At 51.8% G+C, this 26585-nt stretch carries 22 protein-coding genes; 17 read left to right on the forward strand and 5 right to left on the reverse strand.

Going from position 1 to position 26585, the window contains the following annotated elements; translation table 11 throughout:
* Nucleotides 1–39: 39 nt before the first annotated feature.
* From HY879_03545 to HY879_03600, 12 genes are all read left to right on the forward strand, one after another.
* Nucleotides 40–1557 (forward strand): sugar ABC transporter ATP-binding protein, encoded by a 1518-nt coding sequence (locus tag HY879_03545; GenBank protein MBI5602405.1) that lies wholly within the window; start codon nt 40–42, stop codon nt 1555–1557.
* A gap of 42 nt (nt 1558–1599) precedes the next feature.
* Nucleotides 1600–1734 carry a hypothetical protein gene (locus HY879_03550; protein ID MBI5602406.1) on the forward strand — a complete coding sequence of 45 codons (135 nt, stop codon included), beginning with the start codon at nt 1600–1602 and terminating at the stop codon, nt 1732–1734.
* Between the two features lie 50 nt (nt 1735–1784).
* Entirely contained in the window at nt 1785–3041 is a 1257-nt protein-coding gene (locus HY879_03555) for a branched-chain amino acid ABC transporter substrate-binding protein (protein MBI5602407.1), read from the forward strand.
* A 273-nt stretch (nt 3042–3314) separates the two neighbouring features.
* Nucleotides 3315–4256: a branched-chain amino acid ABC transporter permease gene (locus HY879_03560; protein ID MBI5602408.1), complete on the forward strand. Its 942-nt coding sequence runs from the start codon at nt 3315–3317 to the stop codon at nt 4254–4256.
* Complete coding sequence (locus HY879_03565) at nt 4253–5575, forward strand: branched-chain amino acid ABC transporter permease (protein MBI5602409.1); 1323 nt, start codon at nt 4253–4255, stop codon at nt 5573–5575. Before HY879_03560 ends, HY879_03565 begins: the two co-directional genes overlap by 4 nt.
* A gap of 2 nt (nt 5576–5577) precedes the next feature.
* Nucleotides 5578–6333, forward strand: a complete 756-nt coding sequence (locus HY879_03570) for an ABC transporter ATP-binding protein (protein MBI5602410.1) — start codon at nt 5578–5580, stop codon at nt 6331–6333.
* The gene (locus tag HY879_03575) at nt 6330–7055 is read left to right on the forward strand and encodes an ABC transporter ATP-binding protein (protein ID MBI5602411.1); all 726 of its coding nucleotides are present in this window, start codon (nt 6330–6332) and stop codon (nt 7053–7055) included. Before HY879_03570 ends, HY879_03575 begins: the two co-directional genes overlap by 4 nt.
* Nucleotides 7056–7077: 22 nt before the next feature.
* Complete coding sequence (locus HY879_03580) at nt 7078–7506, forward strand: VOC family protein (GenBank protein ID MBI5602412.1); 429 nt, start codon at nt 7078–7080, stop codon at nt 7504–7506.
* A gap of 10 nt (nt 7507–7516) precedes the next feature.
* A complete protein-coding gene (locus HY879_03585) occupies nt 7517–8266 on the forward strand; it encodes an SDR family oxidoreductase (GenBank protein ID MBI5602413.1) in 750 nt (249 codons plus the stop codon).
* Between the two features lie 29 nt (nt 8267–8295).
* Nucleotides 8296–9315, forward strand: coding sequence for an alpha/beta hydrolase (locus HY879_03590; protein MBI5602414.1), 1020 nt, complete (start codon nt 8296–8298; stop codon nt 9313–9315).
* Nucleotides 9302–10336, forward strand: coding sequence for a zinc-binding dehydrogenase (locus tag HY879_03595; protein ID MBI5602415.1), 1035 nt, complete (start codon nt 9302–9304; stop codon nt 10334–10336). Before HY879_03590 ends, HY879_03595 begins: the two co-directional genes overlap by 14 nt.
* A gap of 116 nt (nt 10337–10452) precedes the next feature.
* On the forward strand, nt 10453–12207 hold the full coding sequence (locus tag HY879_03600; GenBank protein MBI5602416.1) for an aldehyde ferredoxin oxidoreductase family protein: 1755 nt from the start codon (nt 10453–10455) through the stop codon (nt 12205–12207).
* A gap of 180 nt (nt 12208–12387) precedes the next feature.
* Here HY879_03600 and HY879_03605 read toward each other — a convergent pair whose 3' ends face one another.
* Entirely contained in the window at nt 12388–13236 is an 849-nt protein-coding gene (locus tag HY879_03605) for a glucose 1-dehydrogenase (protein MBI5602417.1), read from the reverse strand.
* Nucleotides 13237–13438: 202 nt separating this feature from the next.
* Here HY879_03605 and HY879_03610 point away from each other — a divergent pair, with 202 nt between their 5' ends.
* Complete coding sequence (locus HY879_03610) at nt 13439–13732, forward strand: hypothetical protein (GenBank protein ID MBI5602418.1); 294 nt, start codon at nt 13439–13441, stop codon at nt 13730–13732.
* Nucleotides 13726–14055 (forward strand): hypothetical protein, encoded by a 330-nt coding sequence (locus HY879_03615; GenBank protein MBI5602419.1) that lies wholly within the window; start codon nt 13726–13728, stop codon nt 14053–14055. Before HY879_03610 ends, HY879_03615 begins: the two co-directional genes overlap by 7 nt.
* A gap of 29 nt (nt 14056–14084) precedes the next feature.
* Here the strand turns inward: HY879_03615 and nadA are convergent, their stop codons facing one another.
* From nadA to nadC, 3 genes are all read right to left on the reverse strand, one after another.
* On the reverse strand, nt 14085–15005 hold the full coding sequence (gene nadA / locus HY879_03620) for a quinolinate synthase NadA (GenBank protein MBI5602420.1): 921 nt from the start codon (nt 15003–15005) through the stop codon (nt 14085–14087).
* A gap of 303 nt (nt 15006–15308) precedes the next feature.
* Nucleotides 15309–16913, reverse strand: coding sequence for an L-aspartate oxidase (nadB, locus tag HY879_03625; protein ID MBI5602421.1), 1605 nt, complete (start codon nt 16911–16913; stop codon nt 15309–15311).
* Complete coding sequence (gene nadC / locus HY879_03630; GenBank protein MBI5602422.1) at nt 16910–17764, reverse strand: carboxylating nicotinate-nucleotide diphosphorylase; 855 nt, start codon at nt 17762–17764, stop codon at nt 16910–16912. The genes nadB and nadC overlap by 4 nt, the downstream gene beginning before the upstream one ends.
* A gap of 268 nt (nt 17765–18032) precedes the next feature.
* On the opposite strand from nadC, the gene HY879_03635 reads away from it, so the two are divergent.
* Genes HY879_03635 through HY879_03645 form a run of 3 tightly spaced genes read left to right on the forward strand, consistent with a single transcriptional unit; the run spans nt 18033 to nt 25626 of the window.
* Nucleotides 18033–20864 (forward strand): site-specific DNA-methyltransferase, encoded by a 2832-nt coding sequence (locus HY879_03635; GenBank protein ID MBI5602423.1) that lies wholly within the window; start codon nt 18033–18035, stop codon nt 20862–20864.
* Nucleotides 20861–22510, forward strand: a complete 1650-nt coding sequence (locus tag HY879_03640; GenBank protein ID MBI5602424.1) for an AAA family ATPase — start codon at nt 20861–20863, stop codon at nt 22508–22510. The genes HY879_03635 and HY879_03640 overlap by 4 nt, the downstream gene beginning before the upstream one ends.
* Nucleotides 22507–25626: a DEAD/DEAH box helicase family protein gene (locus HY879_03645; protein MBI5602425.1), complete on the forward strand. Its 3120-nt coding sequence runs from the start codon at nt 22507–22509 to the stop codon at nt 25624–25626. Before HY879_03640 ends, HY879_03645 begins: the two co-directional genes overlap by 4 nt.
* A 15-nt stretch (nt 25627–25641) precedes the next feature.
* Here HY879_03645 and HY879_03650 read toward each other — a convergent pair whose 3' ends face one another.
* Entirely contained in the window at nt 25642–26358 is a 717-nt protein-coding gene (locus HY879_03650; GenBank protein MBI5602426.1) for a DNA alkylation repair protein, read from the reverse strand.
* Between the last annotated feature and the right edge of the window lie 227 nt (nt 26359–26585).

Consider the following 26585-nt stretch of genomic DNA (forward strand, 5'->3'; position numbering starts at 1 on the left):
GTAATCATTAGAAGATAGGAAATAAAGATAATGATAGCTATGGCAAGTGAAACGTCGGCGCAACTTACGGAATTACACATTGTAAAGGGAAGCAAAATTTACGGTGGTGTTCATGCAATTGAAGATCTCGACTTCGATGTGCATGGCGGGGAAATTCACGCGTTGCTGGGTGAAAACGGATCCGGTAAATCGACGCTTTGCAAGGCAATCGCAGGGGCGATCGAACTGACTTCAGGCAGTATTCGTTTGAACGGCAAAGAGGTGCATTTCCATTCGCCGGCAGAGGCATTGGGAAAAGGGATCACAATGGTTTATCAGGAGACCAGTTTGGTTCCCTCAATGACTGTTGCGCAAAACCTCGAACTCGGTATGGAGGATTTATTCACGATCTATCGCAAGATTAATATCAGGGCGCAACAATCGCAAGAATCGCTTAATTTTCACGTTAACCCGTTAGCATTGGTAGAGACATTAGGAACCGCTCAACGGCTGATGGTGGAGATAGCACGAGCGGTACGGCAAAAAGCGAAAATCATCATCTTTGATGAACCAACCGCCAGCCTGACACCAGAAGAAATTCAGCATTTGTTTCATCTCTTCAATCGGCTGAGGGCCGAGAATGTCGCTATTATTTTTATTTCGCACGCGATTGAAGAGGCTCTGAAAATGGCAGATCGTATAACTATTCTGCGGGATGGAAAACTTATCACCACAACTAAAGCAAGTAACCTGGATCGGCCTCAGATCGTTCGAATGATGGTTGGCCGTGATATCTCCAATCACAAAGCACCGGGTGGAGCTAAATCATCTGCCCAAAAGCACCGAGAGAAGGTTTTATCGGTGGAAAATGTTACGATGGGCAATATCGTGAAGAACATGTCGTTTTCTGTGTATTCTGGCGAAGTGCTTGGCATCTTCGGCCTTGTGGGAGCCGGTCGTACCGAGATTGCCCACATCATTGCCGGAGTAAGGAAGCGCAATCTTATTTACGGAGGTATGATCTACCTGAAAGGCAAACCGATTCGCTACCGGGTCCCGCGGCAAGCAATCAAAGAAGGTATTGTGTATATCACCGAGGATCGCAAGAACAACGGCTTTTTCGAAACTATGACTGTGGATGACAATATATATATCGGCTATGTCGCTTCCCTAAAAGGACACAGGATGTTGTACTCGCGTCCTGAACGAAAGCGTGTGGCTGATCATTGGGTTAAGACCCTAGGGATATCCGCGCTTAAACGCAGCCTTAAGATCATAGAATACTCAGGGGGTAATCAGCAAAAAGTTACGGTGGCAAAATCTCTGGCTCAGGACCCTTCAGTGATAATCTTTGACGAACCGACTCGCGGTGTGGATGTCGGTGCCATTACTCAGATTCATGAGTCCATACGTTCCATAGCCGCAGAAGGCAAGGCTGTTGTGGTTATATCGTCTTATCTGCCAGAGATTCTTACAATCTCCAATCGCATCCTCGTGGCTCGATCCGGCAAGATTGTAGAAGAGATAAATAGAAGCGATGCAACGGAAGAAAAAATTATGTTCGCTGCCGTTCACTAAATTATCGGTCCACGGGCCACGGATCTTATCGGAGAACCGGTCATGGCCATGACCATGGAATCGGTGGTGGAGGACCTGTCCGAGGTGATCAAACCTCACCCGAATTTGAGTGAAACCATTGTGGAGGCGGCTATGGATTGGAATGGTCGGGCCATTCATCGTCCGGGGAAGAAATAGAAGTATCAGGATTAAATAAAACCAAAGGAGGCAAGAAAATGTTTGAAAAGATGAGGAGAAAAACATGGAGTTTCTTGAAGGTTGGGTTGTCGCTGGCAGTGTTTAGTATTTTCTTTGTCACCGCCGCATTAGGGGCACCGCTCAAAGTGGGAATAGTCGAAACACTCAGCGGCCCCCAGGCTTCAACCGGCTTGAAATGCCTCGCGGCTGTCAAGTATGTGTTAAACGCTTTTAATGCCGCCGGCGGCTGGGGTGGGGCGCCGGTCCAACTGCTTGAATATGACAGTCAAGGCAATCCGGCTGGCGCGGCTGATAAAGTAAAGGCGGCCATTGCCGACGGGGTTCAAATAATTTTCCAAGGATCATCATCGGCTATAGGTGGACAGGTTTCGGATGATGTGCGCAAACATAATCTGCGTAATCCCGGCAACGAGATTATCTATCATAACTTAGGCGCCCAGGCAATGGAGTTTACCGGTAAGAGAAATCATTTTTACCACTTTCGGTATTCCCCCAACGCGGAAATCTACGTGAAGGCACTGGTGTCGGCCATGAAGAAAGCCGGTGTTCTTGGGAAGCGAGTCTATTCCATGAACCAGAACTATTCGTGGGGTCAGGATGTGCAAAAGGCTATTCTTGATTACGCTTCCCAGGGGGGCTACCAGGTGGTGGGGGCGACGCTCCATGACGTGAATAAGATTCAGGATTTTGCCCCATATGTAGCCAAGATCAAAGATTCCAATGCAGAAACAGTCATTACGGGAAATTGGTCCAATGATTTATTGCTGTTGATGAAGGGTGTCCATGCAGCCAATCTGAAAGTCCGTTTTGCAACGATCTTCCTCGATCAGCCCGGCAATATAGGCAATGCCGGTGAGGTGGCCCTCGGCTACTATCTCGCCAATGGTTTCAATGCCGAAGGCGGGGGGAAAGAAGGGGAAAAATTTGCCGGGGATTACAAGGCGAAAACAGGCCACTATCCGGATTTTGTCGAGCCACCAATAGTCTTTGGTATGCAAATGCTCTGTGAGGCTTTGAAGAAGGTAAAACCTGAGGGAGGTAAGCTGAACACCACTACCCTGGTCAAGGCGATTGAAGCTGTTCAGATCACTACTCCTGTCGGAAAATGGAGGATGCGCGCCGAGGATCACCAAGTCCTGTTGCCCATTGTCTTATCCGTAGTGTCTAAGGATGCCAAGTATAAAGTTGATGATACCGACATGGGCTTTAAGCCAGTCAAAGTACTAACCGCCGATGAGGCAGCCTGTCCGGTGCAGGCCGACAACGCTATGCAACGGCCTAAATGAAAGAACATTCGGGTTGTTTACTGTGTTAAGCCCTCATACTCCACGGGGCACCGGCGAATCATGAAAATTTAGTTTAACGCGCGTAACCCATCATTCCTCGCGAAGGCGGGAATCCAGGCAAGGCAAAACCAGATATAACCACTGGATTCCCGATAGAGACATTCGGGAATGATGGAGGAAAGAGCAACCGTAATACTAATTCAGACCTACTTTCGTATTAAGGGTCAGCCGGCCGCTTCAAAAATGTTTCTGTAATAAAAAGGGGGAGATTCCATGGACTATTTTGTCACTTCCTTGCTCAACGGGACTATTTACGGCTTATTACTGTTCATGGTCTCGGCCGGCTTGACCCTTATTTTCGGCATGATGGGGGTTCTTAACTTCGCCCATGCCTCTTTTTACATGGTAGGGGCCTATTTCGCTTATACCCTGCAAAAACCTCTGGGGTTCTGGCCGGCCATCGTGGTAGCAACGCTTCTGGTTGGAGGGGTCGGGAGTATCACCGAGCGCTATTTTCTCCGGCGGGTGCATCGATACGGACACGCCCATGAGTTACTGTTGACCTTCGGGCTGTCTTTTATTATCGCCGAACTGATCAAAATGTTTTATGGCAATTATCCGGTGGATTACCGGCTGCCGAAATTCCTGGATTTTGCCGCCTTTAATCTATTCGGTTCCGATTATCCGGTTTACCGGCTTATCATGGGGGGTATCGCCATAGGAATGTTTATTATTATTTATCTATTACTCACTCTGACACGGGTCGGAATCGTAGTCCGCTCGGCCATCTATAAGCCCCGTATGGCCGAGGCCCTCGGTCACAATGTGCCCCTGGTCTTTATGGGTGTCTTCGGTATGGGGGCGGCTTTGGCCGCCCTGGCCGGTGCCGTGGCCGGTCCCTTTTATACCACCAATCCCAATATGGCTCTGGAACTCGGTGTTCTGGTATTTGTAGTAGTGGTAGTCGGAGGCCTGGGTTCCCTGGAAGGGGCTCTTCTGGCCTCTCTCCTCATCGGACTGGTTACTTCCTTTGCCGTTGGTATCGATCTTAGTCTGTCTGACTTTTTTGCCCTTTTTGGGGCCCGGGCCTGGGCTGAAAAGATGGGGGACCTGATGACGCTTAAAATTTCCAGTCTGGCGGCAACCATCCCCTATCTGTTTATGCTGATCATATTACTGGTTCGCCCCTCCGGCCTGATGGGGGAAAAAGAATGATAAAGAAATCGTCACGTTGGTTGATTACCGCCGCGGTCGTTCTTTTGAGCGTAATGCCTCTTGTTTTGTCCCAGTCGCTGATCAATGCGGCCATACAGATGTTGATCGCCTTGTTGTTCGCCTGCGCTTTCAACTTGCTTTGCGGCCAGGGGGGGATGCTCTCTTTTGGTCATTCGGCTTATTTTGGTGTGGGGGCTTTTACCACCATACATATAATGAGTGACATAGGGGGGAAAGGCCTTTTGCCTACACCGCTGCTGCCCCTGGCAGGCATGTGCGGAGGGTTCCTTTTCGGTCTGGCCGCCGGCTGGTTTTCCACCAAGAGGACCGGGGTCTACTTCTCGATGATCACCCTGGCCATTGCAGAGTTGTTGCATGCTATCTCTTCCCAACTCAAGGGGTTGTTCGGCGGTGAGGCTGGCATTTCGGTCATGCGGGCGCCGGCCTGGGGTTTGAGCTTCGGCAATGCCACCCAGATGTATTATCTGACTCTCGGATGGGTGCTCCTCTCGCTTGTCATGCTTTATTTTTATACCGGCACCCCGGTCGGCCGGCTCACCCTGGCGGTCCGTGAAAATTCCCACCGCCTGAGATTCCTGGGTTATAAAGTGCACACTTTAAAGGTTCTGGCTTTTGCCGTCTCGGCCATGTTTGTCGGTGTCGCCGGGAGCCTGCAGGCCATCAACAACGAGGCCTGCAACTATGTGATCTTTGATCTGCGTCTCTCCGCAGAGGTGGTGCTCAATACCTATATCGGTGGAGTCAATGTTTTTCTCGGACCGGCTTTGGGTGCGGCGGTGATGACCTTTTTCGGCTATGCCGTCTCCGACCTGACCCGGTCATGGCTCTTGTATCAGGGGGTTTTGTTTGTCCTAGTGATGTTATTCATGCCGACGGGGCTTGCCGGTCTGATGCAGTGGTGGATGGAGGCCCGTCGAAATCATTCTTTTGTGGCGTTATTGCCGATTCTGGCCCTTTCCCTCCTGTCCGCCCTGCTGCTTATCGTGGGGAGCGTGTTCATGGTGGAAATGACCCAGCGCATATTCTCCCAGGATTATCAATCCCTGTTGAGGGTGGCCCAATCGAGCGCCTGGCCGCCGGTGTCCCTTTTCGGCCGCCAGTGGCCGCCGGGGTCTTTGTTGACCTGGTCAGCGCCCCTGCTGTGCCTGATCTGCGGTTTATTCATGGTGAAAATGACGCGAAAGCAATGGTTCATCCTGAAGGAGAACAATTCGGATCCTGAAGGGGCGGCTATCCAGGATAGCGAGGTCGGAAAAGCTTCAAGTCAGCCGAACCGCCTTCTCGTTGATGAGGAATGAGCATGAACACTTCGATACTTTCTTTGCACAACGTGCATAAATCATTTGGCGAGGCCCTTATTCTGAACGGCGTTAATCTGGAACTTTTCCCGGGGGAGCGCCACGCCGTGATCGGTCCGAACGGCGCCGGCAAATCGACCTTGTTTCACCTGATTTCCGGCCAGTATTCCCCTGACCAAGGAGAGATTTTATTAAAAGGCCGCCCGATTCAAGGGCTGGCACCCCAAAAAATCAATCATCTGGGACTGGCCCGTTCTTTTCAGATTACCAATATCTTTCCCCGGCTTACCGTGTATGAGAACCTGAGGATTGCGGTTATGCAACGTTTCGGCCTGCAATACACGCTGTGGAAACGGATCTCCGGGATCGCTTCCGTCAGTGAAAAAACCGAACATCTTATGGAACTCCTGCGGTTAAGCCCCCGCCGGGGGACGCCGGCCGGGGAATTATCCTATTCGGAGCAGCGCTCGCTGGAGATCGGTATGACCCTGGCCTCAGACCCGGAGATCATTTTACTCGACGAACCCATGGCGGGTATGTCCCGGGAAGAAACCGACTATACCATCACACTCATCCGCGAGTTGACGAAAAACCATTCCTTATTTATTGTAGAGCACGATATGGATGTAGTCTTCTCTCTGAGCGATAGAATCAGCGTGTTGGTCTATGGTACCATCATCGCTACCGGAACGCCTGATGAAATTCGCAACAACAACAAAGTACGGGAGGCCTATCTGGGCCAGGAGGCGGGCCGATGAATGGAAGATCGAATTCCTCTTTGCTAACCGTTCACGACCTGCACGCTCACTATGGGAAAAGCCATATTTTGCGGGGGGTGGATTTTCAAGTGGGAGCCGGTGAGATCGTCAGCCTTCTCGGTCGCAACGGGTCGGGACGTTCCACAACTCTCAAATCGATCATGGGGCTGGTAGTGCCTTCCGCGGGCAAAATCTCGTTGAGGGGGAAAGATCTGACCGGTGCGAGGTCATTCACCATATGCCGTGCCGGCATCGGCTATGTGCCCGAGGAACGGGAGATATTTACCAATCTGACCGTGGACGAGAACCTGCGTATGGGTGAACAGCCCCCCGCTGAAGGAGCCTCGGCCTGGACCGTCGAACAGATGTTTGATTACTTTCCTAATCTGAGAGAGCGCCGCAAAACGAAGGCCGGTAACATTTCCGGTGGAGAGCAGCAGATGCTGACCATTTGCCGTTCCTTGTTGGGAAATCCAAAGGTACTTTTAATCGATGAGCCGACGGAGGGCCTGGCACCGCTAACCGTTTCCATAGTCGAAGAAGCCATCCGGGACATCCACCTACGCGGCGTTTCCATTGTCCTGGTGGAGCAGAAACTGGCCATCGCTCTTAAGGTTTCAAGCCATGTCTGCGTCATGGGCCATGGTCAAATTGTTTTCGAGGGCACACCCGAAGAGCTGATTAACAATCCGGACCTATTAAAAAAATGGCTGGCGGTCTGACTTTATCGGAGGTAAAGAGATCATGGAAATAAACTGGCATCACGTGGCAATTTCGGTAAAAGACCTAAACAAAGCACTTACGTTTTACTGCAACCTTTTGGGATTCGAAGTGGATTGGGACAGGGACCACTACAGTGGTGAGCAGATGTCCAGGGTGGTCGGCCTTTCCGGCGCCGATGCCCATGTGGTGATGCACAAGGGCCACGGCACCCGCCTGGAGCTTTTCCAATATTATACACCGGAGGGGGAAGATGGCCGGCCGATACGCCAGTGCGATTTTGGGCTGACCCATTTTGCCCTTTCCGTTAAAAATATTCACGCCCTTTACGAACGACTCTTGGAAGCCGGGGTCGAGTTCAATTGTCCGCCACAAAATCTTCGTCCAGGGGTCTGGGCGACCTACATGAAGGATCATGAAGGTGTGACTATAGAATTGGTGCAATATGATTAAATAGGAGGGCATGATGAGATGTGAAGGAAAAGTGGCAATCGTTACCGGCGGCGGATGCGGGATTGGCTTGGCTATTGCGCTGGCCTTGGCTAAGGAAGGAGCAAAAGTTGCTGTCTGGGATGTAAAGGAACCGGAAGCAACGCAAGCCGCTGACAAAATAAATTTAGGCGGTTATTTGGCAATGGCTATAAAAGTGGATGTATCTGCCGGCCCTGAGGTGAAGTCGGCCGTCCGGCAAGTGCTTGATAATTGGGGCCGGATCGATATCTTAGTCAATAATGCCGGCATCTGCCAGGTGGCACCCATCGAGGAGATCACAGAAACAGACTGGGACCGGGTATTGGCGGTCAATCTCAAGGGCACCTTTCTCTGCTCCCAGGCTGTGATGGGCGTAATGAAGCGCCAAAAAAGTGGTAAGATCATTAACCTGGGATCGGTCTCCGGTAAGGTAGGCGGCATTGCCGTGGGCTCACATTATTCCGCCTCAAAAGCGGCGGTGATGTGCTTTACCAAGTCTCTTGCACGGGAACTGGCTCCATTCAATGTTAATGTAAATGCCATAGCGCCTGGGATAATCGAGACCGATATGACTCAGGGCATTACCGGTGGTAACTGGGACAATTACCTTTCGATGATCCCCTTGGGCCGTGTGGGAACAGTCGACGAAGTAGCCAAGGTGGCCCTGTTTCTGGCATCGGACGAATCCAGCTATCTGACCGGCGAGATCATTGATGTAAACGGCGGTCAGTTTATGGATTGATCTGAAATTGAAAGCTCAAAGGAGGCTGTATGCCTGACAATCTAATTCTTGATCCAAGATGGTTCAGCCCCGACTCTTTTGACCAGGAAATCGCTGAGTTTAATGAAAGCATCCATAAAATCCTTTCAGAACTTCCACCCACCTACACCCAGACACCGCAAGCCTTACGGGATGCCCGGGAACGGGGAGAGGGCTTATGGCCCATGCGACGCCTTGAAGAAGTTGAGGATAGGTCCATCCCTGGACCGGCAGGCGATATTCCTTTGCGTGTCTATGTCCCGAACAGGGTTAGGGGCGTTTATCTGCATATCCATGGCGGGGGGTTCATGTTCGGCCGGCCCTATCAATACGACGAACCTTGCGTTAGAATCGCCAAAGCCTGTCAAGTGGTATCGATCAGCGTCGATTATCGACTGGCCCCTGAACATCCCTTTCCTGCCGGCCTCGATGACTGCGAAGCCTCTGCCCTTTGGGCCATCAGGCACATGAAGGCCGAGTTTGGGGTGGATCTGATCCTGATCGGAGGAGAATCCGCCGGAGCTAATCTCAGTGTGGCCACATTGCTGAGGATGAGAGATCGTCATGGCTATATGGATTTTGCAGGTGCGAACTTGATCTATGGGGTCTATCTTTTATCCGGAACTCCCAGTTGCAGGATATGGGGGGAAGAGAGAAAGTTGATTCTAACCTCAAGGACTATGGAATGGTTTAATGAGAATTATGCACCCCGGAAGCAATGGGACAATCCCGAGGCATCACCGCTTTTTGCGGACCTGAAGAGTCTGCCCCCGGCCCTTTTCACTATCGGCACCATGGATCCCCTTCTCGACGATTCCCTGTTTATGTCTTCCCGTTGGACGGCTGCGGGCAATAAAGCCGTTCTGGCCGTATACCCTGGAGGTATCCATGCTTTTAATTTATTTCCCTCTGGATTGGCTGAAAAGGCTAACGATCGTATGGCGGATTTTATAAGGGGAATTGTTGATTTCGAGATTGGACCATCTGCGGATTTAGAAAATCGTAAAGGAGATTCCATTGAAAGCTCTTAGAAAAACAGCCCAGGGCGCTGGTTATGTTGAGTTGACAGAGATCCCCGAACCGGAGATTGGGGAAGGTCAGGTTTTGATAAAAGTCGAAAGGGCCGGTATTTGTGGAACAGATCTGCACATCTTACACGGCTTTTTTTCAAAAACGAGACCTCCGGTCACCATGGGGCATGAGTTTGCCGGAGTGGTCGCCAAAGCAGGATCGGCCGTAACGGGTTGGCTTCCGGGAGACCGGGTTGCCGTGGAAAGTAAGTCCTCATCCTGCGGAAAGTGCCGATATTGCCTTTCCGGGATGACGAACTTATGTTCGGAAAGGCTGGCCTTTGGCTACAGCCTGGATGGCGGATTCGCCTCTCTGGTAGCGGTCCGATCCACCGCCCTTCATCGTTTGCCGGATGAAACGACTTTTCAGGAAGGCGCACTTTGCGAGCCCCTGGCCTGTGCCGTCCATGCGGTATTTGAAATTGCCATGATCAAACCCAATGATCTGGTGTTAATCACCGGTCCTGGTCCGATCGGGTTATTGATGGTTCTGGTAGCCAAGGCCGCTGGCGCTCGGGTGATCATCACGGGCACGGAAAAGGATCAGGAACGACTCGACCTTGCTGTTGGTATCGGTGCGGATTATGTGGTCCGGGTTGACAGGACCAATCTTTTCGATTTGGTGATGGATTTGACCGGCGGTCTGGGTGTCGATACGGCCATTGAATGCTCGGGTGTCTCTGCTGCGATAAGCGATTGTCTGGCCTGCGTGGCCAGAAGGGGCCAGATTGTTCAGATGGGCTTGTCCGGACGTCCGGTTGAAACGGTTATGGACCATCTGGCGCTAAAGGAAATCACTTTGAAAGGCTCTTTCGGCCATAACCATGAGACCTGGAACAAGGTTATCGATCTCTTGGAAAAGAAGAGGATTGATTTGAAACCGCTGGTGTCGGGTGAATTTCCCCTCGATAATTGGCAGGAAGCTTTCAGGCTATCAGAAGAGGGCAAAGGGATTAAATATCTGCTCTATCCCGCCGATTAGACTGATATAGCCATAAGACCTGAAGCCGGCCAGACAAACGATATTTCACAAAAGCGAGCGGCGTTCACATATTCTCCTGCCGTTCATTCCCGTTATTTTAAGTAAAGGTGAAGCATATGAAAGGGTTTTTCAATCGTATCTTAAAAATTGACGTGGGTGAACAATCCTTTTCCATCCAGGAATTGACCGATCAGGAATTGGGATCGGGTTTGGGAGGTAAAGGCTTGGCCACCAGACTGTTGCTGGAAAATAATCCTCCCGGGGTGGACCCCTTTTCACCGGAAAACAGTCTGATCATAGCCCTTGGTCCGATTACCGACAGTCCGATTTATGGGTCCTGTCGTCACGGGATCTATACCAAGAGTCCCCAGACCGGGCTCTATGCCGAATCCTATTCCGGGGGCAAGGCGGCCGAAAGCATCAGCCGGACCGGGTATGATGCCCTGGTCATCCGGGGCATTTCCAAGGAGCCGGTCTTTTTGGAGATCAGCGATGAAACCGTGCGCTTTCATCCGGGACAGGATTTATGGGGCCTGGACACCTATGCCACGGAAGATGCGGTCCTAAAAAGGATCGGGAAAAAGAGGATAGGCCAAGCTGCGGACCGGGCCGCGGCCCTGGTGATCGGTCCAGCAGGGGAAAACCTGATCCGCTTTTCGGTGATCGAAAACGATTACTGGCGCTCGGCCGGCCGGACCGGAACCGGTGCGGTTATGGGCTCCAAAAAGATCAAGGCAATGTGTTTTTATGGAAACCGGAAACGACCCCTGGCCTTTCCGGATGAGGCCAAGGCCTTTGTCCAGGAGATTATGGAAAAGGGCAAGACCGATGCCGGGGTGGCCAATTACCGGAAAATGGGGACCCCCATGATGGTCGGGGTCTTAAATAAGGCCCAAGCCTTTCCGACCCAGTACTGGTCCAAAGGGGTTCTGGAGGGCTGGGAAGCCATTGGGGCGGACAGCCTCCATGAACGCTGTGAAGTCCAACCCCGGGCCTGCGCCCGCTGTTTTATCGCCTGTGGCCGCTTGAGCAGGGTCAAGGAAGGCCCCCATAAAGGAATGACGCTGGAAGGTCCTGAATATGAGACCATCTATGCCTTCGGTGGTTTGTGCCTCATCAAAAGCATCGAAGACATCCTGTATTTAAATGATATCTGCGACCGTCTCGGATTGGATACCATCACGGCCGGGAATCTGGCCGGACTGACGATTGAGGCCTCTAAGCGGGGAAAGATTCCGGAAAAAATAGAATACGGCGATGTGCCGGCCATTGCGGCCTTGCTGAAACAAATAGCTTATCGACAAGGCCCCGGGGCTGTTCTGGCCGAGGGGATCCAAACAGCCGCCGCCGAGTGGGGGCTGGAAGATATCGCCATTCATGTTAAAGGGCTGGAGCCGGCCGGTTATGACCCCCGGGTGCTCAAAGGCGTGGGCCTGGGCTATGCCACTTCGGACCGGGGGGCCTGCCATCTACGGGCCACTTTTTACAAACCCGAACTTTCCAGGATGATCGATCCGGATCAGATTGAAGGCAAGGCCGAAATGTTTATTGATTTTGAAGACCGGCTGTGCCTTTTTGACACCCTGATCCTCTGCCGTTTTTACCGGGACCTCTATCCCTGGTCGGAACTGTCCCGGATCATCCATATGTCCACAGGCCTGAATTGGGGTAAAGCCGAAATACAAAAAATGACCAACCGGGTGATCTCCCAGTGTCGGGAATTCAACCTGCGGGAAGGCATGACCCGGGACCAGGACTCACTGCCTCCCCGATTTCACAAAGAGGCCCTGCCGGAGAGCGGTAAAGTGATCACCGAAGACGAACTGAATCGTCTGATCACGGATTATTATCGATTGAGGGGGTGGGAATAGACAAGTAACCGTTTGGTTTCTCTTCATCCGATTGAACAGAGTGACCATAAACGACGCCAGTCCGGACGGTATACCTCTATCTTGTGCTATTCTTCCCCTGAGGAAACTCGGTATCTGTCTCTTATGTTTTGTGTTAAGCTTCCTTCCAGCGATTTCGAGGTAGGCCTTCAAGAGCTTACTTCAAGTCTCAGTAGTAATGCCGAGGCCGGCCCGCATCAGATTCAGTCCTTCCTGCTGGATGGACCATTGTTTGCCTCCGACCAGACCGCCGTCCACCACCAGGTTGTGGCCGTTGACGAAAGTTGATTCATCGGAAGCGAGAAAAACAGCCGCCATGGCGATATCCTCCGGAAGACCGGCCCGGCGGATGGGTTGAAAGGTCGTAAATGCCTGTTTGACCAATTCGGCTGATTTTTCGGCTTCCTCCGTCGGCAGGCCCAGGGCCTTGCCGAAGATGCCGGTGGCGATGCCGCCGGGGGAGATGCTGTTGACCCGGATGTTCTTCTCACCCAACTCCATGGCTACGCATCGGGTCAGGTGGATCACGGCCGCCTTGGCCGCCGCGTAGATCATGGAAGAAGAATAGCCGGCCAGCACCCCGGCCACGCTGCCGTTATTGATGATGCTGCCCGAGCCCTGGGCCTTCATGACCGGAGTCACATGTTTCATGCCCAGCATGACCCCGCCCAGAAGAACTGACAGGGCGGCTTCATACTTGTCCAAAGGAATAGTCTCTATGCCCCCCACCGGGGCCGGGCAGCCGGCATTATTAAAAAGACAATCCACCCGGCCGAAGCGTTCCACGGCATAGGCGATCATGGTCTTGACGTCGGCCTCTTTGGAGACATCGGTTTTTAAAAAATCGACCTTGGGGCCCAAGGCCTTGGCCAGTTCCCGCCCTTCCTTTTCCCGGCGGGCCGCGATAAGCACATAAGCCCCTTCGTCAGCAAAAACCTCAACGGTTCGTTTGCCGATCCCGCTGGTCCCGCCGGTAATAATCGCCGTCTTCCCTCTGAGTCGTCCGCTCATTTCCGTTCTCCCTTTATATCGTTCAGTTGTTTCAATTGAAACCGCCCATCCACCATGGCGGATTTAAAGAATTTCCTATTCCTTATTCAGTAAAAAGTCAATAAGTTTGGTTCTTCTCTTGGGATGAACTAATAAAGCTTGACAAAAAAACGGAAGTTATACCAATATTATTAAAAGGAAACCTATTTAAATAGGGGGAGTTATGGTTCTTGAGTCAATTGAAACCACTGAAAAAATTGTCAGGTCTATTCCAATCGATGAAATTAAAGAAGCCTTGGTCAACGAATATCGGAGACGTCTTATTCGATATAAAATGATTGACGAGGTAATGAAAAAAAAATATGGAATGGATTTTAACAAATTTGAATCAGAAAATATTGTTGAAAAAAGAAAATTCTCTTGGGAAGTTGAATCGGATGCCATGGAATGGGAACATGCCGTGGAAGGAATACGGTATGCCTCTGAAAGATTAGAGGATTTTAAAAACCTATGCTGACTTCGAATCAACTGATTCATCTTACTGAAAAATATGGTCTTAAAATAGTTCGCCTTGATACCACCGATATAACCTTGATTGCGAGGATCGAAATTCTCCCCATGGTTTTTATTGAAATCTATGAAAATTTAAGAAAAGAAAAACTGAATTTGGCATTAATTTTTGGGAATACCAGGGTCTTTGGAGTAGACAGAGAAGGAGGTTTTTACCATGAACATCCCCCTGAAGACCCGGAGCAGCACATTCCAATCAAGAAAAGTTTGGACCTCGAAGATTTTATTATTAGGTCCATCGAAATATTAAACAGTAAACACTTATTATAAATTCCAATAGATTTTTTTTTCTGGAATCCTTATGGTCCAATCGCCAGCATTCTATCGACGGTCGATAACGCTTTGTCCCTGATGGATTGGGGTACGGTGACCATAAACTGCATTTCCTGTAGGGCACGGAGGACCTTCTCCAAAGTAATTTTTTTCATATTGGGGCAAACGGCTTTGCTGTTGACGGGAAGGAAGGTTTTTCCGGGATTTTCTTTTTTCAGACGGTCAATGATGCCCGTCTCTGTTCCGATAATGAATTCTCTCCCAGAACTTTCCCGGGCATAACGCAGCATGCCGCCGGTGCTGAGTACTTCATCCGCCGCTTCCTTGGCATCGGCGCGGCATTCCGGATGCACCAGCGCCATCGCACCGGGGTGTTTTCTCTTTTCCTCGATGATTTTTCGGCCTAAGATCCGCAGGTGGGTGGGACAAAATCCCGGCCATAAATGCATTTTTCTGCCTGTTTTTTGGGCCACCCATTGTCCCAGATACTGGTCCGGAATAAAAAGGATTTCTCCCTGGGAGGGTAAACTCTGGACGACCCTGACGGCGTTGGCCGAGGTACAGCAAATATCCGATTCGGCCTTGACTGCAGCCGAGGAATTTACATAACAGACGACCATAGCCCCGGGGAACTTTTTCTTTTCTTTAATTAATTGTTCCGCCGTAATCATATCCGCCATCGGACAACCGGCTTCGATATCAGGCAATAATACCGTCTTCCCCGGATTGACCAGATAGGCCGTTTCGGCCATAAAATGAACCCCGCAGAAAACAATGACCTCCGCTTCGGTTTGAGCCGCCTTCCGGCTTAGTTCAAGTGAATCCCCAATAAAATCGGCAATATTTTGAACTTCCGGTCGTTGGTAATTATGAACCAGTATGACGGCATTCTTTTGTTTTTTCAGGTTTGTTATCTCTGCAATAATTTTATCAGGGTTAATAGCCATTATTTAGTCTCCAACAAAACGCTCATGACCCTGGTGGGGCACCGACAAATCATCAAAATATTGCCGTCGTAGGGGCGGGTTTTTAAACCCGCCCCTACATCACCCCAATATAGGCCAAGGTCCAAGATTTGCCACACTTGAAACTTACATCTTGAAACTTTCTTTTCGTATTAAACTCGCCTGTCCCATGGGGGCACCACGCATCAGGAAAACAACAAAGTGAAAGATGAAATGGAAAGGGATAAACCCCATGGACCGGCCCCTGACCCCTGATCCCCGACCCCATAATTATAGGGGATGCGCTCACAACCACCTGTCCCCGCCATCGACGCTATCGGCCCTGAAATGACAGCCGCGGCTCTGGCGGTTGTGGCGGGCCGCCTGGGAAATGATCAGGGCTACCTCGACGGCGTTACGCAGACCGATCAGGCCGTCGCTCAACTTGGTCCTGCGATAGAAGGTCTCAATCTCGTTTTGCAAATGTCGCAGCTCGCGGATGGCCCGCGAGAGCCGGTCACCGGAGCGGATGAGTCCCACATAATGCCACATGATATTCTGGATGGTCTGCATGTCCCCTTGAATGAGGGCCGGATCGGAGTCCTGGGTCAGCCCGGATTCGTCCCAGGCCGGGATGTCCTCCGGGGTGGGCACTGCCGACTCCGGGCCATCAGCCAAACGGGAAGCGATATCGCGGGCCGCCCGGGTGCCCCAAACCAGTCCTTCCAGCAGAGAAGTCGAAGCCAGACGGTTTGCCCCGTGCAATCCGGTGCAGGTCACTTCACCGGCAGCATAGAGACGGTCGATGCTGGTGCGGCCCCGCTCGTCCACGGCCACCCCGCCGCAAAAATAGTGGGCCGCCGGGACAACGGGAATCGGTTCCCTGGTCATGTCAAGGCCGACCCGTTGGCATTCCGAGTAAATATTAGGAAATCGAACCTTGATTTCCCCGGCCGGCAGGTGCGAGGCAATATCCAGCAGGACGTAGGAATAGCCGTGGGTTTCCATTTCGGTATGGATGGCCCGGGCCACCACGTCCCGCGGGGCCAGATCTTTCCATTCGGGAGAATAGGCTTCCATAAAGGGCCTGCCGTCCGGCCTGAGCAGTACCCCCCCTTCACCACGCACGGCCTCACTGATAAGGAAACCCTCCGCCCCGGGAACGGCCAGGGCCGTCGGGTGAAATTGAATATACTCGGCGTTAAGGATACGGGCCCCGGCGCGGTTGGCCATGGCCAGCCCGTCGCCCCTGGCCCCGGCCGGATTGGTGGTGTTGCGATAGAGGCGGCCAATGCCGCCGGAGGCCAGAATGGTGAAAGGGGCCAAGGTACGGTGAACGGCTTTTCCCTTGCGGTCGAAGACATAACCGCCATGGCAGGTGACCGGCTCGTAAGCCGCCAGTGGGTCCCGGGAGTGGTGGGGATAGGTGATCAGGTCCACAGCGGTGGCCTCGGTAATCAACTCGATGTTGGGTGTTTGTCGGACGCCCCGCATCATGGCCGAGATGATCGCCTGCCCCGTCCCGTCGCCGACGTGTAGAATACGCCGGCGGGAATGGGCCCCTTCCTGTCCCCAGGCCGGTTCTCCGTTGCCTTGTGCATCAAAAGGGACTTCGGCCGTTTCAATCAGGACTTCCTGCAAAAGGGCCGGTCCTTCTTCGGCCAGGATGCGTGCTGCACGGGGCAGAGAGGCTCCGGCACCGGCGGCCAGGATGTCTTCAACCAACAGCTCCGGGGAGTCTCCCGGCCCTCGTCCGATAATCCCGCCTTGAGCGTACCGCGAATTGGATTCGCAGGGATCAGGTGCCCTGGTGATCAGGATGATGCGGCGTTGCGGGTTCCGGGCCAGGTTCAGGGCGGCTGTTGCTCCGGCTATGCCGGAGCCGATGATCAATACATCGGTTGTTTTCATAAATTCTTCGATAAATACTCAAAGGATAGGTCAAATACCCTCGGTGAATGGGTCAAGGCGCCGGATGAGATGAAATCCACCCCGGTCTCGGCAATCCGGCGGACGGTCTGAAGGGTTACATTGCCGCTGGCTTCCAGTTTGGCGCGTCTGGCGGTCAGGCGGACGGCTGCGGCCATCATTTCAAGGGTCATGTTATCGAGCAGGATCCGTTCGACCTGGATGGCCAGGGCTTCCCGGACATCATCCAGGGAGCGGGCCTCCACCTCGATCTCCATCTCGGTCTGAGCGGACCGGGCCCGCCTCACCGCCTCGGTAATAGACCCGGCATAGTCTATATGGTTATCTTTGATCAGGATCATATCGTACAGCCCGATGCGGTGGTTTTCCCCTCCGCCCCGTTTCACGGCCAGCTTATCGGCCAGGCGCAAACCGGGGGCCGTTTTTCGCGTATCCAGAATGACCGCCTTGGTCCCGGCCACCGCGTCCACGAATAGACGGGTCAGGGTGGCGATCCCGGACATCCTCCCCAGGAAGTTGAGGGCGGTCCTTTCGGCAGTCAACAGGCTTCGTGTCCGGCCTGAGACCAGGGCCAGCACCTGCCGGTTGGCAATCCGGTCGCCTTCGTCCCATTCCGGGCGGAAGTCCACGTCAGGGTCCACCATCCGGAAGACGGCCTGGGCCACATCCAGTCCGGCGATGATTCCGTCCTGTTTGGCGATAATCCGGCCGTCCATTCCGGCGGTGGCGGGAACAATGCTGTAGGTGGTGACGTCGCCGGGTCCAATGTCTTCGGCCAGGGCACGGCGGATGGTCTCAAGGATATCAGGATGAAGAGAGTGTTGAATGGTCATTTCCTTAATTTATTTATGAATTCCTATTCCTTATTCGTTAAAAAGTCAATAAATTTGGTTCTTCTCTTAATCATTTGGGAGAAAGGGGGCGAGGATCCCAGGATTCAATAGGTCAAGCTATTTATTTTAAATTGACTTTAAGTGATGGATATGTTTTATTTTGTTTATCTGAAATCGGCGTTCTATCGTAATTGTCTTTGCAAATAATCACTGAAAACTCTAAAATTTAAATACTTTTTACAGGGACTTGCAGGGATAAAACCAGATAATGGTGACATCTAAGAAGACGGGAAACTATAAGAAATCGCAGGTCGGCAGGAAAGGCGGAACGGCAGAGAAAGGTCTTACAGAGCCGTATCGCCATCCAACTGCGGAGAGTTTGATGCGGCCTGAAGTGGGGACCCAGGCTCAGTTCAGGAAAAAGAAGCCGCCTGTCAGCTATCGCTACGATTCTTCTCTTTCGCCGGCCCTCGAGTGGGACGGGCAGAACCCGGCGCGTGAACAGGGTGAGGTCCTTATCGCCAAGCTCTATGACGTGTCTGCCTCCTTGGCGGAGCTCCAGGCAAAGATAAAAGTCGCGGAATCTGAAAAAGAACGGGCAAAGATTCGGGCAGAGATCGACAAAGCGCAGGGCACGGTCGTCTCGATTGCGGATGGGCTCAAGGCCCTTGGCAAGCCGTTTCTGAATTGGGCCGGCAAGGCCGAAAGGTTGTCTTTCGACGTGCCGACGCTGCCTTTGTTTGTCCATGAGCGGCTTTCGACTAAGGCCATTATTGAAACGCTCGCCAGCCATAAAAAAGACAGGCAGCTTGACCTGTTCAGCCTCTTCGGCGACCCGCAGCATTCGATTACCGACCAGATCCTGAAGGCCTACGAATATAAGGACAAGTGGGTGAATCGCCTGGTGCTCGGTGATTCGCTGGTCGTGATGAACTCGCTGGTGCATTACGAAGGACTCGGCGGGCAGGTCCAGATGATTTACATGGACCCACCCTATGGCGTGAAATTCGGCTCCAACTTCCAGCCCTTTGTCCGCAAGCGCGATGTGAAGCACAACGAAGACGACGACATGACCCGGGAGCCCGAGATGGTAAAGGCCTATCGCGACACCTGGGAGCTCGGCCTTCATTCGTATCTCACTTACATGCGCGACAGGTTACTGATTGCAAGGGAACTCCTTACTCCAAGCGGAAGCATCTTTGTGCAGATCAGTGATGAGAATTTGCATCATGTAAGGGAAGTGATGGATGAAGTTTTTGGGGCGGAGAATTTTGCTTCATTGATTACATTCCAAAAAACTACAGGATCTACAACAAAAACAATTCCTGCTACCTCTGATTATCTGCTCTGGTATGCCAAGGAAATGGATCATGTGAAGTTTCGAAAGCTCTTTGAGCGGCAGAGTCCGGGGTTATCGGGTGCGCTTGAATATAAACGTTTGGAGTTGGCGGACGGATCGCATGTACCAATAAGCCATTTTAATAATGAAGGTGTATTGTCTTTGCCTCCGGGAGCTAAGATCTTCGCAACGGACAGCATTGTATCAAAGGGTGGAGACGATCTCGATATAGACCTCGAATGGGAGGGAAAGCGCTTCCGACTGTCATGTAAACCTAACCGCCATTGGAAGCCCGGAGTAGAAGGCATTAAAAGACTTTGGGATGTTGGTCGGTTACTTCGTCAGGAAGGTCTGCGCATCTACAAACGGTACTTCGAAGACTTCCCTTTCAGAGAGTTAGTTCATGTTTGGGCTGATACAAGAGGTGAGGATGATCCGGATTACGTAGTACAAACACACACTAAAGTCTTGGAACGTTGTATTAATATGACCACCGACCCCGGCGACCTTGTTCTCGACCCCACCTGCGGCAGTGGAACGACTGCTTATGTTGCCGAGCAGTGGGGCAGGCGTTGGATCACAATCGATACGAGCCGGGTGCCTCTTGCGCTTGCACGCCAGAGGTTGCTGACAGCTACCTTTCCATATTATGAGCTGAGAGAACCCGACCATGGACCGGCTGGCGGCTTTATTTACAAGCGCAAGCAAAACAATAAAGGCGAAGAGGTCGGCGGCATTGTACCCCATGTTACGCTCAAATCCATCGCAAACAATGAACCCCCCGCAGAAGAAGTGCTGGTGGACAGACCGGAGACCGTAAACAGCATCACCCGCGTTTCCGGTCCTTTCTGCCTTGAAGCGACGATCCCGACTCCGGTTGACTGGGAAGGTGACGGGGTTGAAGATTGGGGGGCGCCGGAAGCCGGTGAGTACGGGTCATTCATCGACCGGATGCTCGAGGTCCTGCGGCGGTCTCCGGTGCTTCATTTAGACGGCGGCAAGACCGTTGAGTTCAAAGTTATCCGCAAGCCAGCCAAGACACTGTCCCTTTCGGCAGAAGCGCTTGTAACTAATGGCAGCGATAAACCCGTGGCCATTCTCTTCGGCCCTGAAAACGGAGCGATCAGCGAAAAGCTTGTATACGAAGCTGCGCGTGAGGCGCATGCCAAGAATTATTCCCACCTTTTTGTGATCGGCTTTGCCATTCAACCGGGCGCGCGGAATTTTGTCGATAATTGCGAGGCCGCCGTGGGCGTGCCGGCAACATACGTGCAGGCCACACCAGACCTTTTAATGGGCGATCTCCTGAAGAACATGCGCTCAAGTCAGATATTCAGCGTCTGCGGTCTGCCGGAGGTTGTGCTGAGAAAATTGTCTAAAGGCGCCTCCAAACCTTCTCATACCAAGGGAGAGGGGAATGCTAAGTATCAGGTGGAACTGCTGGGGCTCGATGTCTTCGATCCGGTCACGATGATGGTCGATCACCGTAAGGGTAACGATGTCCCTGCCTGGTTCCTCGATACCGATTACAACGGTCTTTGCTTCCATGTCAGCCAGGCATTTTTCCCCCGCACAAGCGCCTGGGATAATTTGAAACGGGCGCTGAAGTCTACCCATGAAGACAGTGTCTGGGACCATCTTGCCGGAACGATCAGCGCGTCGTTTGAAGCCGGGGAGCATGGACAGATTGCGGTTAAGGTGATCGACGACCGTGGAAATGAGTTGCTGGTTTTGAAAAACCTCGCGGAGGCAAAGGAATGATTTCCAAAGTTGTTATCCGCAGATTCAAGCGTTTCGAAGAAGTTTCTTTCGACATCCCGGGGCATATTGTTCTCGCCGGGCCGAATAATACAGGGAAAACAACGCTCTTACAGGCTATTGCCTCGTGGTCTTTAGCCCTGGACCGCTGGAAACAACTCAATGACTTTAATCCGCGGCAAGGCTATGTAAAGGCCCCGATTGCACGTCAGGCCTTTGCATCAGTGCCACTCAGGAGCTTCGACATGCTCTGGAATCGGCGTCAGTACACCGGAAACCTCGAGATTGAAGTTACTTCAACGGACAACAAGCCCATAACCATGGAGTTTATTTCCGACAGTACGGAACAGATCTATGTGCGGCCGCGCGCAGAGGTTGACCCCTCAGCGCTTAAGAAAAAAACTTTATCCGCAGTTTACATACCTCCGATGACCGGTTTGGGGACTGAAGAACCCCTTTACCAACCTCCAAAGATTGCTCAGCTTCTTGGCCAGGCTAAACCAGGGGAAGTAATAAGAAACCTTCTGGTTCAGGCAAAATACTCCGAAACGGCCTGGCAGGCTCTTACAGAATCGATCAAACGTTTATTCGGGTATGAACTTATTCCTCCCGATGAAACGGGCGCCGACATTCTTGCCCAATATCGCCATGGATCCGGTGAGAAAGAATTGGACATAGCCAGCGCCGGGAGCGGGTTTCAGCAGATATTGATGCTGCTCACTTTCCTTCATACCCGCCCGGCCTCGATTCTTCTCATTGACGAACCGGATGCCCATCTGCATGTGGTTCTTCAAGATGCCATTTACAGTGAACTACGATCTGTAGCCATGGACCAGCATTCACAACTCATCATTGCGACGCATTCAGAGGTCATCATCGATTCGGTCGAACCAAGGGAGTTGTTTGCCATGTTTGATGGCCCGCGGCCGATAGCGGATAATAAAGAACGCGCCAGCCTGATGCGGTCCCTGTCCATCCTTTCAAACGTCGATATCATCATGGCCCAGGACGCACCGGGCATTCTTTATGTGGAAGGCCATACCGATATCGCCATATTGCGTGAATGGGCGCGGATTCTAAACCATAAAGCTTATGACTTGCTGACACGAACCCTTTTCTGGAAACCAACCGTTTGGGAGAGCAGACTCGGGGCCGGCGACGTGCAGGCCCGCGAACATTATGACGCCTTACAGCTTGTTAAACCCGGCATTCCCGGTTTGATGCTGCTTGACGGCGACTGCCGGGTGGAAGTCACCGCGTCCCAGATTACCGGAATCGGCTTACAGCGCGTCCGCTGGAAAAGATATGAAATCGAAAGCTATCTGGTTCATCCCGCCGCCTTAAGACGTTTTGTCGAAAACCAGGTTGGGGAAGATGCGGCAGAACCGCATTTGGCCGATCTCGACAAATATTTTCAGGCCAATTTTCCGCCACCCTTTATCGAGAATCCATTATCCGACCCGGCATTCCTGATAAGCACCAAAGCCCGTGTTGAATTTATTCCTCCGGCTTTGGAGGCGGCAGGCCTTTTCAACATTCCCTATACAAAATATAATGAAATTGCAGCGGTTATGCTGCCAGAAGAGATACACCCGGAAATAATAGAAAAACTTGACGCCATCTGTAGCGCTTTTAATATACCCCTATGAACCAGTACGAAGTTCCCGAACCGATCCTGAATTCACCTTATCTTGAACCTTCGTCCTACTGGCGCATTATCGAAGGCGAGCCTCCTGTGCAGATAGAAGGCCGGAGACCGGCCATGTACTATTATCGTCCCCCTTTGAAATCCCTGTCTGAATCTCCTGAAGGCATCGGCACGGCTATCGAACTGAAGCTTGTTAATCGTGTTCGGGGCCGGATGAAGGAGTGGCTGCCGTTGGCGCTCAAAGGGGATGGCGGAGTGACCGGGATTAGCTGTGAACTCCTTAATTACTGGCGCCGCGAAGGCCGACAGCAACGGCTTTTCTTTGCCCAGCTTGAGGCCGCCGAGACCATTATTTTTCTGAAGGAAGCCCGCGCTGATTTTCTGCAGGGCATTTCTGTTCCACCTGACGAGCCGAGCGAGGAGCGAAAAGCCGAAGGGTTCAAGGCATTCGGTCGTTATGCCTGTAAGATGGCCACGGGGTCCGGCAAGACCACCGTCATGGGCATGATAACCGCCTGGAGCATATTGAACAAGATTAATAGCCGGAATGACAGCCGCTTTTCTGACGCCGTGCTCGTCGTCTGTCCCAATGTGACGATCCGAAGCAGGCTTCAGGAACTCGATCCTGAACGAGGAGAGGCAAGCATTTATCGCACGCGTGATCTTGTGCCGTCTCATCTTATGCCGGATCTTACAAAAGGGAAAATACTCATAACGAACTGGCATGTTTTTGAGCCCCAGGTCATGCAGACAGCGGGGGTCAGCGCCAAAGTAGCCAAAACCGGCGTGCCGGTAAGCATCACGGAAACGATTATTATCGGCGAAAAGACCACTACCGCCCGTGGGACGCGTTATTTGACATTAGAAGATCTGACCAAACAGGTGGATGCCGGGATATTGCATATCCTTTCGGAAGAGCGTGATAAGCAAGGCCATCTCAAAAAAGTAAAGATCGAATCCACCAAGTATGTTGAAAGCGATACGGCGCTGTTGAATCGTGTGCTCGGACGTGACATTGGAGGAAAGCGGAATATCCTGGTGCTTAATGATGAGGCCCATCACGCTTACCGGATCAGAAGGCCTGAACCCGAAGAAGGAGAAGAAGACCTTTTTGGCGAGGAAGAGGAAATCGAAGAGTTTTTTAAAGAGGCCACTGTCTGGGTTGAGGGGCTTGATCGTATCAACAAAAACCGTGGCATCAATTTCTGTGTGGACCTCTCCGCAACGCCTTATTTTCTCGGCCGGATGGGACCGGACAGCAACCGCATCTTCCCCTGGGTGGTCAGCGAATTCGGGCTGACGGATGCCATAGAATCAGGGCTTACCAAAATTCCCCAGCTTGCCGTGCGTGACACGACCGGCAAAGAAATACCGGGCTACTTCAATATCTGGCGATGGATTTTGCCACACCTGACAACTTCCGAGCGTGGCGGTAAGAAGGAGGCTCCAAAACCGGAGGCGATCCTCAAGTGGGCCCATACCCCGATTGTCATGCTGGCCGGACTCTGGGCTGAACTCTGTCAGGAATGGGAAGGGAACAAGGAAGACCCCCGACCTCCGGTGTTTATCCTCGTCTGCAAAAATACAAAGATTGCCAAGGTCATTTACGAGTGGCTGGCTGAGAATAATCCTCCTGCCGGAATTCCACCGTCGAAAATCGACGGGTTTCGCAATAACGGAAGAATCAGCACGATTCGGGTCGACTCTAAGGTGGTCCATGAGACTGACACGGGCGAGGCCAAGAGTGATGAATCCCGTTGGATGCGTTTTACCCTTGATACCGTCGGCAAGCTGGAGTGGCCCCGGGACAGACAAGGTCGGACGCTCTATCCTGAAGGTTTCGAGGAATTAGGAAAGAAGCTGGACAGGCCGTTATACCCACCCGGCAGAGACATTCGTTGTATCGTCAGTGTCGGTATGCTTACCGAAGGCTGGGATTGCAATACCGTGACGCATATCATCGGACTCCGTCCCTTTATGTCTCAACTGCTTTGTGAACAAGTTGTAGGCCGTGGGCTGCGGAGATCAAACTACGAGGTGGGGGAGGACGGAAAACTGACTGAAGAGGTCGCTAAGGTTTTTGGTGTTCCCTTTGAAATAATTCCCTTTAAGGAAACGAAAGATGGCCCGCGGATACCCCCGGTCAAGCGGCACCATGTCTATGCTATCCCGGCCAAGGCCCGCTATGAAATCAAGTTCCCTCGTGTTGAGGGGTATACGCAGGCCATACGCAACAGGATATCGGTGGACTGGAATGGGATTCCTGAACTCATTCTGAACCCTCTCCACATTCCTCCTGAGGTGCAGATGAAAGCGGCCCTTCTCAGTAATCAAGGAAGGCCGTCTCTTTTGGGGCCGGGAAAGCTGGAAAGTGTAGACTTGAGTCCATTCAGAACAGGACGTCGATTTCAGGAATTGGTCTTTGAGCTTGCTCGTGACTTGACTCGGGTGTATGCATCACAGCCAGGTTGCGAGGTTCCCGTTCAGGTCCTTTTCCCGCAGCTTGCCGGAATCGTTGATTATTATTTAAGCGAAAAAGTAAAACCAGTCGATCCGGCAAGTATCCTTGATGTTTTTCTTTCTCCGTATTATGGCTGGGCCATAGAAAGCCTTTTAAGCGGTATAAAACCTGATGTCATGACAGGTGAAACTCCTGAGGTAGCCGTCTATGAGTCAAGCAGAGGGGCGGGTTCGACCTCGGACGTCGATTTTTGGACAAGTAAAGAAGTGCGTGAAGTTGAGCGGTCCCATCTGAACTATATCGTTGCTGATACCCGAATATGGGAGCAGTCAGCCGCATACACCATCGATACCCATCCGGCTACCGGGGCTTTTGTGAAAAACCAGGGCTTGGGATTTGCAATGCCCTATTTCCACAACGGCCAGAGCCACGATTATATTCCCGATTTTATCATTCGATTAGATACTGGGGGTGGAGTGTCTTATTTGATCCTTGAAACCAAAGGCTTTGACGAGCTTGAATCCATCAAGAAGGCTGCGGCAGAGCGCTGGATTAACGCCGTCAACGAAGATGGACAATATGGGTATTGGCAGTACGCTGTTGCTAAAAAGCCAGAAGAAGTCAGGAAGTGCCTGGATAATGCGAGAAAACGATGACGGCAGCCATTTTTTTTAAATTTTCCCCTTCAAATAGCCCTGTCTCAACTCCTCCGGAAACCGTTCGATGGCATACCGGAGCATGGTTCGGGGCATCTGTTCGTAATGTTTTTTAAGGAAAGACTCCTCGGCTTTTTGATCCCGCTTGCCGACCTCCCGAAGCATCCAGCCCACGGCCTTATGGATCAAGTCTTGGGGATCCTGAAGTAATAACCCTGAAATACGCAGGGTTTCGGAGAATTCCCCTTTTTTGATGAAGAAAAAGGTGGCCATAATGGCGATGCGGCGGTCCCAGATAAGGCTCGATGCGGCCAATGCCTGGAGAGGCTCGCGGCTGCCGGTCCACAAACGAGCGCCCACAATATGCTGAGCCGATAGATCGACCAAATCCCAGCTATTGATAAAGCGGGTATTTCCAAGATAGGTTTGATAGATTCGTTCTTGATGTTCTTTATCACCGCGTCTGTAGGCCTGAACCATGATGAGCAGGGCCAGGAGTCTGGCTTCATGGATGGGGGATCGAAGTAATTGAACGGTCTTCGGAAGGGCCAGGACCTGGTATTCTTTGGCCAGCCTTCTAATCTCCGGCACCTTGAGACCCCCAAAAACATCCCCCTCGCCATATTCTCCGGGCCCGGTCTTAAAAAATCGTTGCAGTATCTGGGCCTGTTGGGGATTACCCAGTTCCTGTATTTTTTTAAGGATCTCCTGGATGCTTGTCGATCGGATCATTTTTCAATCCAATTTCAAGGGCCTGTAGTTATCTGCGGGAATCGGCGAAATTCCGGGTCTTAATTTAACCCAAAGGGGATTGATGTCAAGAAAATTAACCAAAATTTAAATAGGATGGGCAAGGTCCGGCGGTAGATGGATACTATTTATGTCGGCTCCGGGGTAATTTTACTTTGGGATGATTTTCTTTCGAAGAATAATATTTGCTTTCAGAACGATAGTAAAGG

Source organism: Deltaproteobacteria bacterium (assembly GCA_016219225.1).
Taxonomy (GTDB): Bacteria; Desulfobacterota; RBG-13-43-22; order RBG-13-43-22; family RBG-13-43-22; genus RBG-13-43-22.

Coding starts and splice junctions, on each gene's coding strand:
- HY879_03560 (MBI5602408.1), top strand. CDS start 3,315: ATGGACTATTTTGTCACTTCCTTGCTCAACGGGACTATTTACGGCTTA.
- nadB (MBI5602421.1), bottom strand. CDS start 16,913: ATGAAAACAACCGATGTATTGATCATCGGCTCCGGCATAGCCGGAGCA.
- HY879_03650 (MBI5602426.1), bottom strand. CDS start 26,358: ATGATCCGATCGACAAGCATCCAGGAGATCCTTAAAAAAATACAGGAA.
- nadC (MBI5602422.1), bottom strand. CDS start 17,764: ATGACCATTCAACACTCTCTTCATCCTGATATCCTTGAGACCATCCGC.
- HY879_03550 (MBI5602406.1), top strand. CDS start 1,600: ATGGCCATGACCATGGAATCGGTGGTGGAGGACCTGTCCGAGGTGATC.
- HY879_03545 (MBI5602405.1), top strand. CDS start 40: ATGGCAAGTGAAACGTCGGCGCAACTTACGGAATTACACATTGTAAAG.
- HY879_03605 (MBI5602417.1), bottom strand. CDS start 13,236: ATGAGCGGACGACTCAGAGGGAAGACGGCGATTATTACCGGCGGGACC.
- HY879_03580 (MBI5602412.1), top strand. CDS start 7,078: ATGGAAATAAACTGGCATCACGTGGCAATTTCGGTAAAAGACCTAAAC.
- HY879_03645 (MBI5602425.1), top strand. CDS start 22,507: ATGAACCAGTACGAAGTTCCCGAACCGATCCTGAATTCACCTTATCTT.
- HY879_03615 (MBI5602419.1), top strand. CDS start 13,726: ATGCTGACTTCGAATCAACTGATTCATCTTACTGAAAAATATGGTCTT.
- HY879_03585 (MBI5602413.1), top strand. CDS start 7,517: ATGATGAGATGTGAAGGAAAAGTGGCAATCGTTACCGGCGGCGGATGC.
- nadA (MBI5602420.1), bottom strand. CDS start 15,005: ATGGCTATTAACCCTGATAAAATTATTGCAGAGATAACAAACCTGAAA.
- HY879_03565 (MBI5602409.1), top strand. CDS start 4,253: ATGATAAAGAAATCGTCACGTTGGTTGATTACCGCCGCGGTCGTTCTT.
- HY879_03635 (MBI5602423.1), top strand. CDS start 18,033: ATGGTGACATCTAAGAAGACGGGAAACTATAAGAAATCGCAGGTCGGC.
- HY879_03590 (MBI5602414.1), top strand. CDS start 8,296: ATGCCTGACAATCTAATTCTTGATCCAAGATGGTTCAGCCCCGACTCT.
- HY879_03570 (MBI5602410.1), top strand. CDS start 5,578: ATGAACACTTCGATACTTTCTTTGCACAACGTGCATAAATCATTTGGC.
- HY879_03610 (MBI5602418.1), top strand. CDS start 13,439: ATGGTTCTTGAGTCAATTGAAACCACTGAAAAAATTGTCAGGTCTATT.
- HY879_03640 (MBI5602424.1), top strand. CDS start 20,861: ATGATTTCCAAAGTTGTTATCCGCAGATTCAAGCGTTTCGAAGAAGTT.
- HY879_03600 (MBI5602416.1), top strand. CDS start 10,453: ATGAAAGGGTTTTTCAATCGTATCTTAAAAATTGACGTGGGTGAACAA.
- HY879_03555 (MBI5602407.1), top strand. CDS start 1,785: ATGAGGAGAAAAACATGGAGTTTCTTGAAGGTTGGGTTGTCGCTGGCA.
- HY879_03575 (MBI5602411.1), top strand. CDS start 6,330: ATGAATGGAAGATCGAATTCCTCTTTGCTAACCGTTCACGACCTGCAC.